The organism is Bradyrhizobium yuanmingense, from assembly GCF_029167105.1.
Classification (GTDB): Bacteria; Pseudomonadota; Alphaproteobacteria; order Rhizobiales; family Xanthobacteraceae; genus Bradyrhizobium; species Bradyrhizobium yuanmingense_A.
In genome coordinates, this window is sequence record NZ_JARFML010000002.1 from 386,184 (window position 1) to 400,655 (window position 14,472).

General features: G+C 65.7%; 16 protein-coding genes. 2 read left to right on the forward strand and 14 right to left on the reverse strand.

The features are described 5' to 3' along the window. Positions 1 to 118: 118 nt before the first annotated feature. The 4 genes from P0R31_RS04625 to P0R31_RS04640 all read right to left on the reverse strand — a co-directional run bounded on the left by P0R31_RS04625 (position 119) and on the right by P0R31_RS04640 (position 3,568). On the reverse strand, positions 119 to 1,099 hold the full coding sequence (locus tag P0R31_RS04625) for a beta-ketoacyl-ACP synthase III (RefSeq protein ID WP_275513039.1): 981 nt from the start codon (positions 1,097 to 1,099) through the stop codon (positions 119 to 121). Next, positions 1,096 to 2,157, reverse strand: coding sequence for a phosphate acyltransferase PlsX (gene plsX, locus P0R31_RS04630; RefSeq protein WP_128265259.1), 1,062 nt, complete (start codon positions 2,155 to 2,157; stop codon positions 1,096 to 1,098). The genes P0R31_RS04625 and plsX overlap by 4 nt, the downstream gene beginning before the upstream one ends. Positions 2,158 to 2,456: 299 nt before the next feature. Further along, positions 2,457 to 3,020: a YceD family protein gene (locus P0R31_RS04635; RefSeq protein WP_036025465.1), complete on the reverse strand. Its 564-nt coding sequence runs from the start codon at positions 3,018 to 3,020 to the stop codon at positions 2,457 to 2,459. Further along, a complete protein-coding gene (locus P0R31_RS04640) occupies positions 3,017 to 3,568 on the reverse strand; it encodes a ubiquinol-cytochrome C chaperone family protein (RefSeq protein WP_128265261.1) in 552 nt (183 codons plus the stop codon). The genes P0R31_RS04635 and P0R31_RS04640 overlap by 4 nt, the downstream gene beginning before the upstream one ends. Positions 3,569 to 3,666: 98 nt before the next feature. On the opposite strand from P0R31_RS04640, the gene P0R31_RS04645 reads away from it, so the two are divergent. Together P0R31_RS04645 and P0R31_RS04650 are read left to right on the forward strand one after the other, a co-directional pair. Further along, positions 3,667 to 4,152 carry an outer membrane protein assembly factor BamE gene (locus P0R31_RS04645; RefSeq protein ID WP_036010444.1) on the forward strand — a complete coding sequence of 162 codons (486 nt, stop codon included), beginning with the start codon at positions 3,667 to 3,669 and terminating at the stop codon, positions 4,150 to 4,152. A 215-nt stretch (positions 4,153 to 4,367) separates the two neighbouring features. Continuing rightward, on the forward strand, positions 4,368 to 5,369 hold the full coding sequence (locus P0R31_RS04650) for a Bug family tripartite tricarboxylate transporter substrate binding protein (RefSeq protein ID WP_275513040.1): 1,002 nt from the start codon (positions 4,368 to 4,370) through the stop codon (positions 5,367 to 5,369). 111 nt (positions 5,370 to 5,480) lie between these two features. Here the strand turns inward: P0R31_RS04650 and P0R31_RS04655 are convergent, their stop codons facing one another. From P0R31_RS04655 to P0R31_RS04700, 10 genes are all read right to left on the reverse strand, one after another. Then, positions 5,481 to 7,601: a sodium-translocating pyrophosphatase gene (locus tag P0R31_RS04655; protein WP_157283495.1), complete on the reverse strand. Its 2,121-nt coding sequence runs from the start codon at positions 7,599 to 7,601 to the stop codon at positions 5,481 to 5,483. Positions 7,602 to 7,836: 235 nt separating this feature from the next. After that, positions 7,837 to 8,835 carry a thiamine-phosphate kinase gene (gene thiL / locus P0R31_RS04660; RefSeq protein WP_275513041.1) on the reverse strand — a complete coding sequence of 333 codons (999 nt, stop codon included), beginning with the start codon at positions 8,833 to 8,835 and terminating at the stop codon, positions 7,837 to 7,839. A 116-nt stretch (positions 8,836 to 8,951) separates the two neighbouring features. Then, on the reverse strand, positions 8,952 to 9,449 hold the full coding sequence (gene nusB / locus P0R31_RS04665) for a transcription antitermination factor NusB (RefSeq protein ID WP_036010453.1): 498 nt from the start codon (positions 9,447 to 9,449) through the stop codon (positions 8,952 to 8,954). 4 nt (positions 9,450 to 9,453) lie between these two features. After that, complete coding sequence (ribH, locus tag P0R31_RS04670) at positions 9,454 to 9,945, reverse strand: 6,7-dimethyl-8-ribityllumazine synthase (RefSeq protein WP_057029742.1); 492 nt, start codon at positions 9,943 to 9,945, stop codon at positions 9,454 to 9,456. A 111-nt stretch (positions 9,946 to 10,056) separates the two neighbouring features. Then, positions 10,057 to 10,680 (reverse strand): riboflavin synthase, encoded by a 624-nt coding sequence (locus P0R31_RS04675; protein ID WP_275513042.1) that lies wholly within the window; start codon positions 10,678 to 10,680, stop codon positions 10,057 to 10,059. Continuing rightward, positions 10,680 to 11,828, reverse strand: a complete 1,149-nt coding sequence (gene ribD, locus P0R31_RS04680) for a bifunctional diaminohydroxyphosphoribosylaminopyrimidine deaminase/5-amino-6-(5-phosphoribosylamino)uracil reductase RibD (protein ID WP_275513043.1) — start codon at positions 11,826 to 11,828, stop codon at positions 10,680 to 10,682. Before ribD ends, P0R31_RS04675 begins: the two co-directional genes overlap by 1 nt. Then, on the reverse strand, positions 11,825 to 12,307 hold the full coding sequence (gene nrdR, locus P0R31_RS04685) for a transcriptional regulator NrdR (protein WP_011087793.1): 483 nt from the start codon (positions 12,305 to 12,307) through the stop codon (positions 11,825 to 11,827). Before nrdR ends, ribD begins: the two co-directional genes overlap by 4 nt. 70 nt (positions 12,308 to 12,377) lie before the next feature. After that, positions 12,378 to 13,676 carry a serine hydroxymethyltransferase gene (glyA, locus tag P0R31_RS04690; protein WP_275513044.1) on the reverse strand — a complete coding sequence of 433 codons (1,299 nt, stop codon included), beginning with the start codon at positions 13,674 to 13,676 and terminating at the stop codon, positions 12,378 to 12,380. A gap of 262 nt (positions 13,677 to 13,938) precedes the next feature. Then, the gene (locus P0R31_RS04695) at positions 13,939 to 14,160 is read right to left on the reverse strand and encodes a hypothetical protein (protein WP_275513045.1); all 222 of its coding nucleotides are present in this window, start codon (positions 14,158 to 14,160) and stop codon (positions 13,939 to 13,941) included. Positions 14,161 to 14,197: 37 nt separating this feature from the next. Then, positions 14,198 to 14,434 carry a hypothetical protein gene (locus P0R31_RS04700; protein WP_275513046.1) on the reverse strand — a complete coding sequence of 79 codons (237 nt, stop codon included), beginning with the start codon at positions 14,432 to 14,434 and terminating at the stop codon, positions 14,198 to 14,200. Between the last annotated feature and the right edge of the window lie 38 nt (positions 14,435 to 14,472).

Consider the following 14,472-nt stretch of genomic DNA (forward strand, 5'->3'; position numbering starts at 1 on the left):
TCACGGCGAACAATTCTTGTCTGAAATTATGAGCTTACGATAGTGCGGTCAACACCGCACATCAATGCAGACGTCGCGATAATCGGCGCGGATTCCGGCAAAATTTTATCGGTGTGGCTTACCAGCGCACCAGCGCGGAGCCCCAGGTGAAGCCGCCGCCCATGGCCTCCAAAAGGACCATGTCGCCCTTCTTGACGCGGCCGTCCTTGCGCGCCACCGAGAGCGCCAACGGAATCGAGGCCGCCGAGGTGTTGCCGTGGCGGTCCACCGTCAGGACCACCTTCTCCGGCGCGATGTGCAGCTTGTGCGCGGAGGCATCGATGATTCGCTTGTTGGCCTGGTGCGGCACGAACCAGTCGATGCCGTCGGCATCGAGCCCGGTCGCCTTGAAAGCATCGACGATCACGTCGGTGATCATACCGACCGCGTGCTTGAAGACCTCGCGGCCCTCCATGCGCAGATGGCCGACGGTCTGGGTCGAGGACGGCCCGCCGTCCACGAACAGCTTTGCCTTGTGGCGGCCGTCGGAGCGCAGATGCGTGGTCACGATGCCGCGGTCGGTCGCGGCATTGCCGGGCTGCTCCTGCGCCTCCAGCACCACGGCGCCGGCGCCGTCGCCGAACAGCACGCAGGTGCCGCGATCGTTCCAGTCGAGGATGCGCGAGAAGGTCTCCGCGCCGATCACCAGCGCGCGCTTGTAGGCCCCGGTGCGCAGGAAATTGTCGGCGGTGGCGAGCGCGAACACGAAGCCCGAGCACACCGCCTGCAGATCGAAGGCCGCGCCATGATTGATGCCGAGGCCGTGCTGCACGGCGACGGCGGTCGCGGGGAAGGTGTTGTCGGGCGTCGAGGTCGCCAGAACGATCAGCTCGATCGATTGCGCGTCAACGCCGGCATCGCGGAGCGCCGCCTGTGCCGCCTTGATGGCGAGGTGCGAGGTGAACTCGCCCTCGGCCGCGATGTGCCGCTCGCGAATGCCGGTGCGCTGCACGATCCACTCGTCGGAGGTATCGATGCGCGCCGCCAATTGGGCGTTGGTCACCACCTGCTCCGGCAGATAAGAGCCGCAGCCGAGCACGACCGAACGAATCTGAGTCACGAAACATCCTCCGGCGCGGGCTGCACGAATTTGAGTGCACCACCCTCGCGGTTGAGCATCTGATTGATCTTGTTCAGGAGATCGTAGTGAGCCATCTCATAGCCAACATCGATCGCATAGGCAAAGCCTTCGGCGTTGGTTCCGCCGTGGCTCTTGACCACCACCCCGTTCAGTCCCAGCAGCACGCCACCATTGGACTTGTTGGGGTCCATTTTGTTGCGCAGGGCCTGGAAGGCGCTGCGCGCGAAGAGATAGCCGAGCTTGGACATCCAGCTCCGCTGCATCTCATGACGAAGCAATTCCGCCATCTGCCGTGCGGTTCCCTCGGCCGCCTTCAGCGCGATGTTGCCGCTGAAGCCTTCGGTGACGATCACGTCGGCGAGCCCCTTGCCGATGCCGTCGCCCTCGACGAAGCCGATATAGTCGAGCTCCGGCAGGTTCCGCGCCCGCAGGATCTCGCTGGCCTCGCGGATCTCCTCGTGCCCCTTGATCTCCTCGGCGCCGATATTGAGCAGCCCGACCGTGGGCCGGGTCTTGTTGAACAGCACGCTCGCCTTGGCCGCGCCCATCACCGCCATCGACACCAGATGGTGGGCATCGCCGCCGAGGGTGGCGCCGAGGTCGAGCACGACGGACTCCCCGCGCAGGGTCGGCCAGATCGCCGAGATCGCCGGCCGGTCGATGCCCGGCAGGGTGCGCAGATGGAAGCGCGCCATCGCCATCAGCGCGCCGGTATTGCCGGCGGAGATCGCGACGTCCGCCTCCCCCTTCTTGACCGCATCGATCGCGAGCCACATCGAGGAGGTCTTGCGGCCGCGCCGCAGCGCCTGGCTCGGCTTGTCCTTCATGCTGACGGCGACGTCGGTATGGACGATCTTGGAGGCGGCTTTCAGCTTCGGGTGCTGGTCGAGCTCGGGCTCGATCCTGGCGCGGTCGCCGACCAGCAGGAACTCGGTGTCGCGATGCCGGCCAAGCGAGATGGCGGCGCCCGGAATGACCACGGCTGGACCGACATCGCCCCCCATGGCGTCCAGCGCGATGCGAACCTTGCTTGGCATGAAAGTCCTGGAAACCTGGTCTGGTGCGGTCTTGGGATCAGCGGGGCCGCAAAATGGGTTCGCCGCCGGGACGGCGGCCGGCCAAGCGCCACGCCGCACCCGGACCGGGGCGCGACAATAGCGTTTTGTACCCCCGAAACAACCTCTTGCCCCCAGCCTTTTGCATTCGGGGCAATCCGGCCGCCGGCCGCGGATTTCGCGAGAAATACATTGGTATCAGACAGATAAACAGCTGTCTCAAACCATCGAGGCAAATGGCTCGCGTCCCCTGGCAAGGCGGCCGCGAGCCAAAATGCCCCTCATTGGCCCTTCTTCTTGTCCTGCAATGCCTTCAGCACGGCGAAGGGATGATCTTCGGGGTCGGGAGCGGTGACCTCCGCCTCGAACACGGCCCCCTCCTTGCGCGGATAGGGATCGATCGCCAGGAACAGGACGTCGGTGGCGAGCCGGCCGAGGTCGATGATGCCGCCCGTGATCGGCTCGGGCGGGTCGGCAACCTCGGGCGGCGCCTCGTCGTCCTGCCCCTCCTCGATCAGATCGGCCAGGCGGCGCGCCTCGGCCTCGGGGGCGAACATCAGGTCCACCTCCTCCTCGATCTCGCTCTCGATCGGATCCAGCGTGACGACGCAGGTCTGGCCGATCCGGCCACGAACCAGGCCCGTGACCTGGACCCGCCCCCCGCTTTTCGGCACGACATCGAAGCTGGCATGGGCGGACAGGATCTCGCGCAAGCCCGCGACCTCCGCCATCGCCTGCCGCTCGGCCACTGAGGCCTCGAGCTCGCGATGCAGCCCGCCGTCCGGGATTTGCGCAACGATGACGGGCGCCCGCCAGGGATCGCGCTCGGTATCTGGTCGGCTCATGGCGTGACATCCTCTGACAGCGCCCGGGGAAACTTGAAGGACGCGCGCAGCAGCGCGGCCTCGTCGGTCCGGCCAAGATCGGCCTCGCTGGCCCTCGCATAGGCCGCGAGCCGCTCCGCCTGGTCGAAGCCGGTCCCATTCAAGATATTCTTGCAGATCGCCGCTGCCAGCGCCTCGCCGCCGGCTTCCATCGCCTGGTCGTAGGCCTGGACGCGGCCGTAGAATGCCTCGCCAAAGGCCCGCATCCGCTTCGGCACGGTCTGGTCGCCCACCCCCATCTCGCGCAGATTGTCGTCCATGTCCTCGCAGAAGCGGTCGAACAGCGCCTGCGACAGCTCCGTGGCGCCCTGAACGGCGCGCAGACGGCGCAGCAGCAGCCAGAGATGCAGCAGCAACAGGTCGAAACGCCCGTTAACCGTATCGGGCACACCCAAGACCCGGTAAAACAGGGGTTCTCGCGCCTGCGTCACGATCATGCCATAGATGGCCTCAATGGTGCCGGGCGGGGTTCGCCGGGGTTTCCTGAAGTGATTGAACGGCCAAAGCATTGTGGTTTCCGCAAGCGGGCGCGCGCGAGTTGCATTCAGACGCCCAGCCCGGTACTTCAGCGCCTCGCGCGACGCAAGGGGACGGAATCAGTTCCGCTATGACGACAACGAACCAGATCAGCCTGCGCGCGGACATGCGGCGCGGCCTTCATGCCTGCTGGCGCGGCCTGCGCATGCTCGCGGCCACCGCCGTGATCGGCGTGGCCCTTGCAGCCTGCACCGGCGAGCAGTTCCAGAAGGGTTACATCCTGCCGCCCGGCGCGCTCGAGCAGATTCCGATCGGCGCGAGCCAGGATCAGGTGCTGATCGTGATGGGCACGCCTTCGACGGTCGCGACCCTCGACGGTGAAGTGTTCTACTACATCTCGCAGCGCTCGGAGCGCCCGGTCGCCTTCATGAACCAGAAGGTGGTCGATCAGCGTGTCATCGCAGTCTATTTCGACAAGACCCGGCGCGTGCGCCGGCTTGCGAATTACGGTCTCCAGGACGGCAAGATCTTCGACTTCATCAGCCGCACCACGCCGACGTCGGGTCAGGAGATGAGCTACCTCACCCCGCTGTTCAAGCTGCTCAGCTTCAACTGAGGCCGTCGAAGGATTCGATCGAAGCGGCTTGTCGCTTCGCGTCGAAATGCGCGTCGAACGAGACTCCTGAAGCCGTTTAATTCCATCGCAAGGTATATGAGCTTACGCCTGCGTCGTCGTGCCGCTCTCTGCGCGGCACTTGTCGTCGCGCGCGACTTGCGGTCGCACGTGCCGTTCCCTACGGTTCCCGCAAAGCAAGAAGCAGGAGTGGATTCGTGCATAAGCCTTTGTTGTCCCGCCGTCGTGTGCTCGCCGGTGCTGCCGGCCTTTCGGCCGCAGCGATTCTGCCGCGATCGAGCCTTGCCGACTGGAAGCCCACTGAAAACGTTCGTCTCATCGTGCCGGCCGCGGCCGGCGGCTCGACCGACGTGATGGGCCGGCTCCTGGCCGCGCATCTGCAAACCGCCTGGGGTCAGTCGGCCGTCGTGGAAAACCGCTCCGGCGGCGGCGGCACGATCGGCACCGCCGAGGCCGTGCGCGCCAAGCCGGATGGTCACACCATCCTGGTCGGCAACCCCGGCCCGAACGCGATCGCCTACAGCATCTTCAAGAACCTCAGCTACAAGCCGGACCAGCTTCAGCCGGTCTCGAACATGATCCGGATTCCGAACATCGTCTCGGCGCATCCGAAGACCGGCATCAAAACGATTCCCGAGCTGATCGCGTATCTGAAGGCCAATCCGGACAAGCTCAGCTACGCCTCCTCCGGCGTCGGCCAGAGCCCTCACCTTACCGGCGCCTGGTTTCTCCAGCTCACCGGCTTGAAGATGACGCACATCCCGTTCCGCGGCGCCGGCCCCGCGCTCCAAGCCGCCCTTGCCGGCGACATCCAGATCCTGTTCGACAATCTCTATCCGACCCTGCCTCAGGTGCAGAGCGGCACGCTCAACGGTCTCTGCGTCACCACGCCCGAGCGCAGCGACCTCGCCAAAGACCTGCCGACCATGCGTGAGAGTGCGCCGGAGCTGGCGAATTTCGACGTGTCCTCCTGGTTCGCCGTCTTCCTGCCCAAGGGCGCCTCACCCGAGGTGCTGGGCGCGCTCAATCTCCAGGTCAAGGCGATGCTGGAGCGCGAGGACGTCAAGAAGCAGATCGCCGCCATGGGCGCCCGCGCCGACTACGGCACGCCCGAGCAGTTCGCCGCCTTCGTGGACGCCGAGACGAAGAAGTTCGCCGGCATCATCCAGAAGGAAGGCCTGCAGATGGACGTGCAGTGACGCAAAGCGTCATTCCGGGGCGGCTCGATAGAGCCGAACCCGGAATGAGGGCGAGAAACAAAAACCCCGCGGCTCGCGCCGCGGGGTTTTCTCTTGGCGCGTCAGCGCCGCTCAGTGCGCCAGGATCGCCAGCAGCAGCAGGGCCACGATGTTGGTGATCTTGATCATCGGGTTCACCGCAGGTCCCGCCGTGTCCTTGTAGGGATCGCCGACGGTATCGCCGGTCACCGCGGACTTGTGGGCATCAGAGCCCTTGCCGCCGAAATGACCGTCCTCAATGTACTTCTTGGCGTTGTCCCAGGCGCCGCCGCCCGAGGTCATCGAGATCGCGACGAACAGGCCCGTCACGATCACGCCGAGCAGCATGGCGCCGACGGCCGAGAACGCCGCCGACTTGCCCGCCGCGCCGCCGCCCGCGATCGCATAGATCAGGAAGTAGACGACGATCGGCGACAGCACCGGCAGCAGCGAGGGGATGATCATCTCCTTGATTGCCGCGCGCGTGAGCAGGTCGACCGCCTTGCCGTAATCAGGCTTGTCGGTGCCCTGCATGATGCCCGGCTTCTCGCGGAATTGGCGACGGACCTCCTCGACGATTGCACCGGCCGCACGGCCGACCGCGGTCATGCCCATCGCGCCGAACAGGTACGGCAACAGACCGCCGAACAGCAGGCCCACCACGACATAGGGATTGTTCAGTGAGAAGTCCGGATTGACGCCGGCGAAGTAGGGATGCTGCGCGGAGCGGGCCACGAAGAACTTGAGGTCCTCGTTGTAGGCCGCGAACAGCACCAGGGCGCCGAGACCAGCGGAGCCGATCGCGTAGCCTTTGGTGACCGCCTTGGTGGTGTTGCCGACCGCGTCAAGCGCGTCGGTCGACTTGCGCACCTCCTTCGGCAGTCCCGCCATTTCGGCAATGCCGCCGGCATTGTCGGTGACAGGGCCGAAAGCGTCGAGGGCGACGATCATGCCGGCCAGCGCCAGCATGGTGGCGGTCGCAATCGCGATGCCGAACAGCCCGGCGAGGCTGTAGGTGACCAGGATGCCGGCGATGATGACGATCGCAGGCAACGCGGTCGCTTCCATCGAGATGGCGAGGCCCTGGATCACGTTGGTGCCGTGGCCGGTGACCGAGGCCTGGGCGATCGACTTCACCGGACGATAGTCGGTGCCGGTGTAGTATTCGGTGATCCAGATGATCAGCGCGGTGACGACGAGACCGACCACGCCGCATTCGAACAGCGCCAGACCGGTGTAGTTGACACCGTCGAGCTTGCCGAAGCCGATCAGGTAGTAGATCACCAGGGCGATGCCGATCAGCGACAGGATGCCGGTCGCGATCAGGCCCTTGTAGAGCGCGCCCATGATCGACTGGCTCGGCCCGAGCTTGACGAAGAAGGTGCCGATGATCGAGGTGATGATGCAGATGCCGCCGATCGCGAGCGGCAGCGTCATCATGTTGGCGAGGATCGGCGTCTTGGCGAAGTAGATCGCCGCCAGCACCATGGTGGCGACCGCGGTCACCGCATAGGTCTCGAACAGGTCGGCGGCCATGCCGGCGCAGTCGCCGACATTGTCGCCGACGTTGTCGGCGATGGTCGCGGGGTTGCGCGGGTCATCCTCGGGAATGCCGGCCTCGACCTTGCCGACGAGGTCGCCGCCGACGTCCGCACCCTTGGTGAAGATGCCGCCGCCGAGACGGGCGAAGATCGAGATCAGGGAGGCGCCGAAGCCGAGCGCCACCAGGGCGTCGACGACGACGCGGCTATCCGGCGCGAGCTTCAGCGAATGGACCAGGAAGCCGAAATAGAGCGTCACGCCCAGCAGCGCCAGACCCGCCACCAGAAGGCCGGTGATGGCGCCCGCCTTGAAGGCGAGCTCCAGGCCGCCGGCCAGCGACGTCGTCGCGGCCTGGGCGGTGCGCACATTGGCGCGGACCGAGACGTTCATGCCGATGAAGCCCGCGGCGCCGGACAGGATCGCGCCGATGGCGAAACCGATCGCGACATAGAGCCCGAGGAAATAGGCAAGCAGCACGAAGATGACGATGCCGACGATACCGATCGTGGTGTACTGGCGCCGGAGATACGCCTGTGCGCCTTCGCGCACCGCCCCTGCGATCTCCTGCATGCGCGGCGACCCCGCATCCGCGCCCAAGACCGAAGACGTCGCCCAAATCGCGTAGGCGACGGAAAGCGCTCCGCAGAGCACGATCAACCATAATGCTGTCATGTGATGTTTGCCTCAGATCCTTGATGTACCCCCGGCGCCTTTGTTGTCCGTCGTGCGGTGCAGCGCCTTGATTTTGAACAAAGCCGCCCCCTTGCCCTTAAGGGACGGCTCCAGTCGGCCGCGAGCTTGCCAAAATCACATTGAGGGTGCAACGCCGGATCAGGCCGAAAAGGCCGATCTCGGCAGGTATTTAGGACCAAGCGCTGAGAACTCAGATGCCGGTTTGGAGCAATTCCTAGAAGTGGCTGTAGGACAGCCGCGTCAAAAGCAGATCCTGGCCCTGCCCGTCCAGGAAGCGCAGCGGCTTCTGCCCCTCCGTGATCGTACCGATTGCGGTCACGGCAACGCCGAGGGACTGCCCCGCGGCAATCAGCGTCTCGCATTGTGCCGGCGGAACGGTGCAGAGCACCTCGTAGTCGTCGCCCCCCGTAAGCAGCGTCTCTACAGACGCGACGTTGCGGGCGCGAAGGCCGGCTGCCGCGGCCGAGAGTGGCAGGCTCGTCACGTCGACCAAAGCCGAGACCCCGGAGGCGGCACAGAGCTTGGTCAGATCGCCGGCGAGGCCGTCGGAGACGTCCATCGCCGCGGTGGCATGATCGCGCACGGACCGCGCCAGCACGTTGCGCGGCTGCGGCACCCGATAGCGCGAGACCAGAAAATCCCGTGCCGCGGGATCGGAGGTCAGCGCGCTGGCGGCAGCCCCGCCTTTGAGCACGTCGAGGCCGAGCGCGGCATCGCCGATCGTGCCCGTCACCAGGACGCGGTCGCCCGGCCTTGCGCCGGTGCGGCCGATCATCCGCCCCCGAGGCACGCGGCCGAAGGCGGTGATCGAGATCATCTGCGGGCCCGGCGTCGACACCGTGTCGCCACCGAGCAGAGGACAAGCGAAGGTCTTCGCATCCTCGCCCAGCGCGTCCGCAAAGGGACGCAGCCAGGCATCCTCCTTGCTGCGCAGCGCCAGCGTCAGCACGAACCCTGCCGGCGTCGCTCCTTTCGCCGCGAGATCGGACAGGTTCACCCGCAGCGCCTTGCGCGCGGTGGTGTCGGGCGGATCGCTGGCAAGATAATGCACGCCCTCCACCACGGCGTCGGTGGTGACGACGATGTCCTCGCCGGACGAGGACAGCACCGCAGCGTCGTCGACCAACCCGAACGCGCCGGGATCGGTCGCCAGCGGTTTGAAGTAGCGCGCGATGAGGGAGTCTTCGCCGGAGGAATTTTGCGGAGTGGTCATCAGCTAGATCCATCATCTCCGGCCGTCATTGCGAGCGAAGCGAAGCAATCCAGACTGCCCCGGAGAAATAGTCTGGATTGCTTCGTCGCTACGCTCCTCGCAATGACGACCTCCAACTACCCCCGCCCGAACTCGTCGCCGCGAAACTGGCGGCCGATCTGGTCGAGCACGGCGTTGACCATGCCGGTCTCCTCGCGGTCGACGAAAGCATTGGCGACGTCGACATATTCGGAGACCACCACCCGGCCCGGCACGTCCTTGCGATGCTGGAGCTCATAGGCTCCTGCCCGCAGCACCGCCCGCAGGATCGCCTCGATGCGCTTGAGCGGCCAGCCCTTCGACAACGCCTCGTCGATCAGGGGATCGAGCTTCTTCTGGTCGCGGACGACGCCGGAGACGACGTCGCGGAAAAAGGCGGCTTCCGCCGGCAGATACGTCTCGCCCTCGACCTCGTTGCCGAGCCAATGGCTTTCGAACTCGGCAAAGATGTCGTTGATGCCCGCACCGGCTATGTCCATCTGGTACAGCGCCTGCACGGCTGCGAGCCGTGCCGCGCCGCGCCGGTTTGCCTTCTTCTCGACAACGCCTGTCGGCTTCTTGGTGTTATCGGCCATGGCTTCAGGCCTGCGCCAGGCGGCGTTTGATGCGCAGCATCGCAAGCGCGGCGCGCGCGGCATCGCCGCCCTTGTTGAGTTCGCTGGCGCGCGCCCGCGCCCAGGCCTGCGCCTCGGTGTTGACGGTGAGGATGCCGTTGCCGAGCGGCAGCTTCCGCGCCACGGCGAGGTCCATCAGCGCGCGCGAGGATTCCTGCGAGACGATCTCGAAATGAATGGTGTCGCCGCGGATCACGCAGCCGAGCGCGATCACCGCATCATAGGGCCTGCCGTTCGCCGCCGCGGCATCGACCGCGATGGCGACTGCCGCGGGGATCTCCAGCGCACCGGGAACCGTGATGACGTCGTGGGTCAGGCCGGCCGCCTTCAGCTCGGCGACCGCGCCGTCCAGCAGCGCATCCTGGAGATCGTCATAGAACCGCGCCTCGACAATCAGCGCGCGCGCGCCGGAAATGTCGGTCTGGTCCTTCAGGGGTGCGCGTCGCGCGTCTGCCATCGTCAACCTATTCTGTCATTGCCGGGCTTGACCCGGCAATCCATCGGGCAAGCCCCTCTTAAGAGGATGGATGCGCGGGTCAAGCCCGCGCATGACGATCTTTAATCACCGTCACTTCATTTCCGTCAGCCGCGCCGCGTAGCGGGCCATCAGGTCGACCTCGATATTGACCTCATCCCCCGCCTTCCAGCTGCCGATCGTCGTGACATCAAGCGTGTGCGGAATGATCAGCACCGAAAAGGTCACGTCTGCAACCGTATTGATCGTCAGCGAGACGCCGTCGAGCGTGATCGAGCCCTTGGTGGCGATGAACCGGGCCAGCTCCCGGGTCGTCGAGAGCACGAAGCGCGCCATATCCGGCAAGTCCTCCCGGCTGACGATGGTTGCAATGCCATCGGCGTGGCCGGCGACGATATGGCCGCCGAGCTCGTCGCCGATCTTCAGCGCGCGCTCGAGGTTGAGCCTGGTGCCGACCTTCCAGTGCTTGGCCGTCGTCAGCGCCAGCGTCTCGGCCGCGGTGTCGACGTCGAACCAGGTCCTTTGCTTGGAGTCCATGCCATCCGCAACGCCCGAGCCAACCACGGTCAGGCAGACGCCGTTGCAGGCGATCGAGGCGCCGTCCGCAATCGTGCTCTGATCGTAGCGGCAGGCGATCCGCAGCCGGTGCAGCTGCCCCTGCGCCGTTGGCGTGAAGCTGACGATCTCGCCGATATCGGTGACAATGCCGGTGAACATTACGCGCGCTCGTAGATGGTGAGAGTATCCTTGCCGCAGGTCTCGCTAGCATGAACCTTGTAGGCCGGCGACTGCGTGATTTTCGACAGGGGCAATGCATCGAGCGCATCGACGCCGCCTTCGCCGACCGCTTCCGCTCCGCGGAACAGCCAGACCTCGTCGACGAGATCGGCCGCGACGAACGATGCCGCAATGCGGCTGCCGCCCTCGACCATCAGCCGCGTGATGCCCTTCTCCGCCAGCGCATGCAGCACGGCCGAAAGATCGAGCCCGGATGCACTCCCTGGAGGCATGCGCATGATTTGCACACCGGCCGCGCCAAGGCGCGTCGCGGCGGCCGCTTCCGCAAGCTCGGAAGCGATCACCCAAAGCGGCATCTCGCGCGCGGATCGAACCAGCTGGCTCGATGCGGGTATGCGCAGGCTCCGGTCGAGCACCACACGCACCGGCGAGCGCGCCGTCATGCCCGGCAGGCGGCAGTTGAGCTGCGGATCATCCGCCAGCACCGTGCCGATGCCGACCAGGATGGCATCGCTTTGCGCGCGGAGCAGATGCACCCGATTGCGTGCCGCCTCCCCCGTGATCGCAAGCGGCTTGCCGCCGGCCGCGCCGATCTTGGCGTCGGGCGAGACCGCGAGCTTCAGGATCACATGAGGACGCTGGTCCCGGATGCGGCGGAAATGTCCGGCATGATCGAACGCGGCCTCCGCCGCGCACAGACCGACGTCCACATTGATGCCGGCTGCGCGCAGGCGCGCATGGCCCTGGCCCGCAACTTCCGGATTGGGGTCCTCGATCGCCGCGACCACGCGCTTGATGCCGGCGGCGATCACCGCATCGGCGCAAGGCGGCGACTTGCCGAAATGCGAGCACGGCTCCAGCGTGACATAGAGCGTGGCGCCCCGCGCCGCTTCGCCCGCCCGCCGCAACGCCTCGGGCTCACCGTGCGGACGTCCGCCTGCTTGGGTCCAGCCGCGGCCGACGATGACGCCGTCCTTAACGATGACGGCGCCCACGGCCGGATTGGGCCAGGTCCGGCCCTGCCCGCGCCGACCGAGCGCAAGCGCCAGCTCCATGAAGCGGCGATCAGCCTCCTTGGCCTCGCGGGCCTTCTGCGCGAACTGGTCTTCCAGGATGCGGAAGATCATTTGCGGATCGCGGCGAGCCGCGCTTCCTCCTCGCCGGAGAGCTCGCCGAGCACGTCGGCGAAATCCTTGGCCTCGCGGAAATTGCGGTAGACCGAGGCAAAGCGCACATAGGCGACGTCGTCGAGCGTGCGCAGATGCTCCATCACGGTCTCGCCGATCACCTCCGAGGAGATCTCGGCCTCGCCACCGGTCTCGAGCTCGCGCACGATGGTGGAGACCATCTTCTCCACGCGCTCCGGCTCGACCTGCCGCTTGCGAAGCGAGATCTGCACCGAGCGCATCAGCTTGTCGCGGTCGAACGGCACGCGGCGGCCGTTGCGCTTGATCACCGTGAGCTCGCGCAGCTGCACGCGCTCGAAGGTGGTGAAGCGGAAATTGCAGGCGACGCACACGCGCCGCCTGCGGATCACGGACGAGTCCTCGGTCGGACGCGAGTCCTTTACCTGCGTATCGAGACTGTTGCAGTTCGGGCAGCGCATCCGTGTGACCTTTATTTTCGCATGATCTCTTCGGAAAACCGGTACCCACTTTTCCGGATCATGCGGCGCCTTACTGGTAGATCGGGAACCGGTCGGTGAGCGCCTTGACCCGTTCCTTGATCGCAGCCTCCACCAACGGCGCCTTGCCGTCGGAGGATTGCGCGATGGCGTTGAGGACCTCTGCGATCATGCCGCCGACCTGCTGGAATTCGGCCACGCCGAACCCGCGGCTGGTCGCAGCCGGCGTGCCGAGCCGAATGCCCGAGGTCACGAAGGGCGATTCCGGGTCGAACGGAATGCCGTTCTTGTTGCAGGTGATGGCGGCGCGGACCAGCGCCTTCTCCGAGACGTTGCCCTTCAGGCCCTTCGGCCGGAGATCGACCAGCATCAGATGATTGTCGGTGCCGCCGGAGACGATATCGAGACCATGGCCCTTCAGGGTCTCGGCCAAGGCCTTGGCGTTCTCGACGATGTTCTTGGCGTAGACCTTGAAGTCCGGACGCAGCGCCTCGCCGAAGGCGACCGCCTTGGCTGCAATCACGTGCATCAAAGGACCGCCCTGCAGGCCTGGGAAGATCGCCGAGTTGAGCTTCTTGGTCAGCGTCTCGTCATTCCACAGCATCAGGCCGCCGCGCGGACCGCGCAGCGACTTATGCGTCGTGGTGGTGGTGACGTGCGCATACGGCACCGGGGAAGCATGCACGCCGCCGGCGACGAGGCCGGCGAAATGCGCCATGTCCACCAGCAGGTAGGCGCCGACGCTGTCGGCGATCTCGCGGAAACGCTTGAAGTCCCAGGCGCGCGAATAGGCCGAGCCGCCGGCGATGATCAGCTTCGGCTTGACCTCTTCGGCCTGCCTGGCGACCGCATCCATGTCGATGATCTGGTCCTCGCGGCGCACGGTGTAATGCGCGGCCTTGAACCACTTGCCGCTCATGTTCACGGGCGAGCCATGGGTGAGATGGCCGCCGGCGGCGAGATCGAGACCCATGAAGGTGTCGCCCGGCTGCAGCAGCGCCAGGAACACCGCCTGGTTCATCTGACTGCCGGAGTTCGGCTGCACGTTGGCGAAACTGGCGCCGAACAGCTTCTTGGCGCGATCGATCGCAAGGTTCTCGGCGACGTCGACCCACTCACAACCGCCGTAGTAGCGCGCGCCCGGATAACCTTCCGCATATTTGTTGGTCATGACCGAACCCTGCGCTTCCAGCACGGCCCGGCTGACGATGTTCTCGGAGGCGATCAGCTCGACCTCGTGGCGCTGCCGGCCGAGCTCGCCCTTGATGGCGGCGGCGATTTCCGGATCGGCCTGGTCGAGCGAGGCGGTGAAAAACGAATCGGGCGCGGAGGCGGACTTGGGTGCGGTCATCTTGCGAATATCTCCACCGCCGCAGCCTTTTGGCGGGCTACGGGCGGGTCTGGTGTGGCGGTCGGAAGCACGCGCGATCTACCACATCGCCCGCAACAGGCCAAGCATTTGCGGGTCGGGCCTGATATTTATGCAAGATATGGTGGGATTGGGGGTTTCAGCCCGGGAGCGGTTTTGCGAGGCCGCTCCCTGTCAGTATCCGGGCCAGGGCCACTTTGGCCTTATTCTTTGCCCGCTCCCTTTAGGTAGAGCCGGCGTCGTTCTACAGCCCCGTATACCCCGCTTTCACCGGGTCGACGCTGCCGTCGAGCTGGCGCAGATAGGTCAGGCCGCAGACGGTCAACCTGTGGGTGTCGGTCTCGCCGGCTTCCATGAGGATGCTGAGGTAATTCGTAACCTTTTCACGCGCCTCCGCGCTGGCCGCCGCGGTGCGGTTGGCGAGCAGGTCATAGGTCTGCATGATGCGGTCGATGGCAGCTTCCATGTCATCCTCTGGTTGGTCGGGATCTTGGGGGTTTTGATCAGGCAACCGCTCTGGCCTCAGTCTGCGCCTGGAACCGGGAGATGGCCTTGTTGGCCAGCCTGATCTTGTTGAATTCGCCCTGCTGGAGCAGCTTGACGATCAGGTGAAGCAGGCGGTCGTCGTTGACGAGAGTGTCCGGAATCGCGCCGGAGCGGCGAAGATAGTTCGCGGCGATGGCGTAGGCCTCGCTGACGAGTTCCACGTTCATCACCCGAAGCCCGCGCTCGACCAGCATTGCCGTTTCTCCGATCCGAAGGAGATAAGCGCCGAGCC

Coding starts and splice junctions, on each gene's coding strand:
- plsX (WP_128265259.1), bottom strand. CDS start 2,157: ATGCCAAGCAAGGTTCGCATCGCGCTGGACGCCATGGGGGGCGATGTC.
- P0R31_RS04635 (WP_036025465.1), bottom strand. CDS start 3,020: ATGAGCCGACCAGATACCGAGCGCGATCCCTGGCGGGCGCCCGTCATC.
- P0R31_RS04640 (WP_128265261.1), bottom strand. CDS start 3,568: ATGCTTTGGCCGTTCAATCACTTCAGGAAACCCCGGCGAACCCCGCCC.
- P0R31_RS04645 (WP_036010444.1), top strand. CDS start 3,667: ATGACGACAACGAACCAGATCAGCCTGCGCGCGGACATGCGGCGCGGC.
- P0R31_RS04655 (WP_157283495.1), bottom strand. CDS start 7,601: ATGACAGCATTATGGTTGATCGTGCTCTGCGGAGCGCTTTCCGTCGCC.
- thiL (WP_275513041.1), bottom strand. CDS start 8,835: ATGACCACTCCGCAAAATTCCTCCGGCGAAGACTCCCTCATCGCGCGC.
- nusB (WP_036010453.1), bottom strand. CDS start 9,449: ATGGCCGATAACACCAAGAAGCCGACAGGCGTTGTCGAGAAGAAGGCA.
- ribH (WP_057029742.1), bottom strand. CDS start 9,945: ATGGCAGACGCGCGACGCGCACCCCTGAAGGACCAGACCGACATTTCC.
- P0R31_RS04675 (WP_275513042.1), bottom strand. CDS start 10,680: ATGTTCACCGGCATTGTCACCGATATCGGCGAGATCGTCAGCTTCACG.
- ribD (WP_275513043.1), bottom strand. CDS start 11,828: ATGATCTTCCGCATCCTGGAAGACCAGTTCGCGCAGAAGGCCCGCGAG.
- nrdR (WP_011087793.1), bottom strand. CDS start 12,307: ATGCGCTGCCCGAACTGCAACAGTCTCGATACGCAGGTAAAGGACTCG.
- glyA (WP_275513044.1), bottom strand. CDS start 13,676: ATGACCGCACCCAAGTCCGCCTCCGCGCCCGATTCGTTTTTCACCGCC.
- P0R31_RS04695 (WP_275513045.1), bottom strand. CDS start 14,160: ATGGAAGCTGCCATCGACCGCATCATGCAGACCTATGACCTGCTCGCC.
- P0R31_RS04700 (WP_275513046.1), bottom strand. CDS start 14,434: ATGCTGGTCGAGCGCGGGCTTCGGGTGATGAACGTGGAACTCGTCAGC.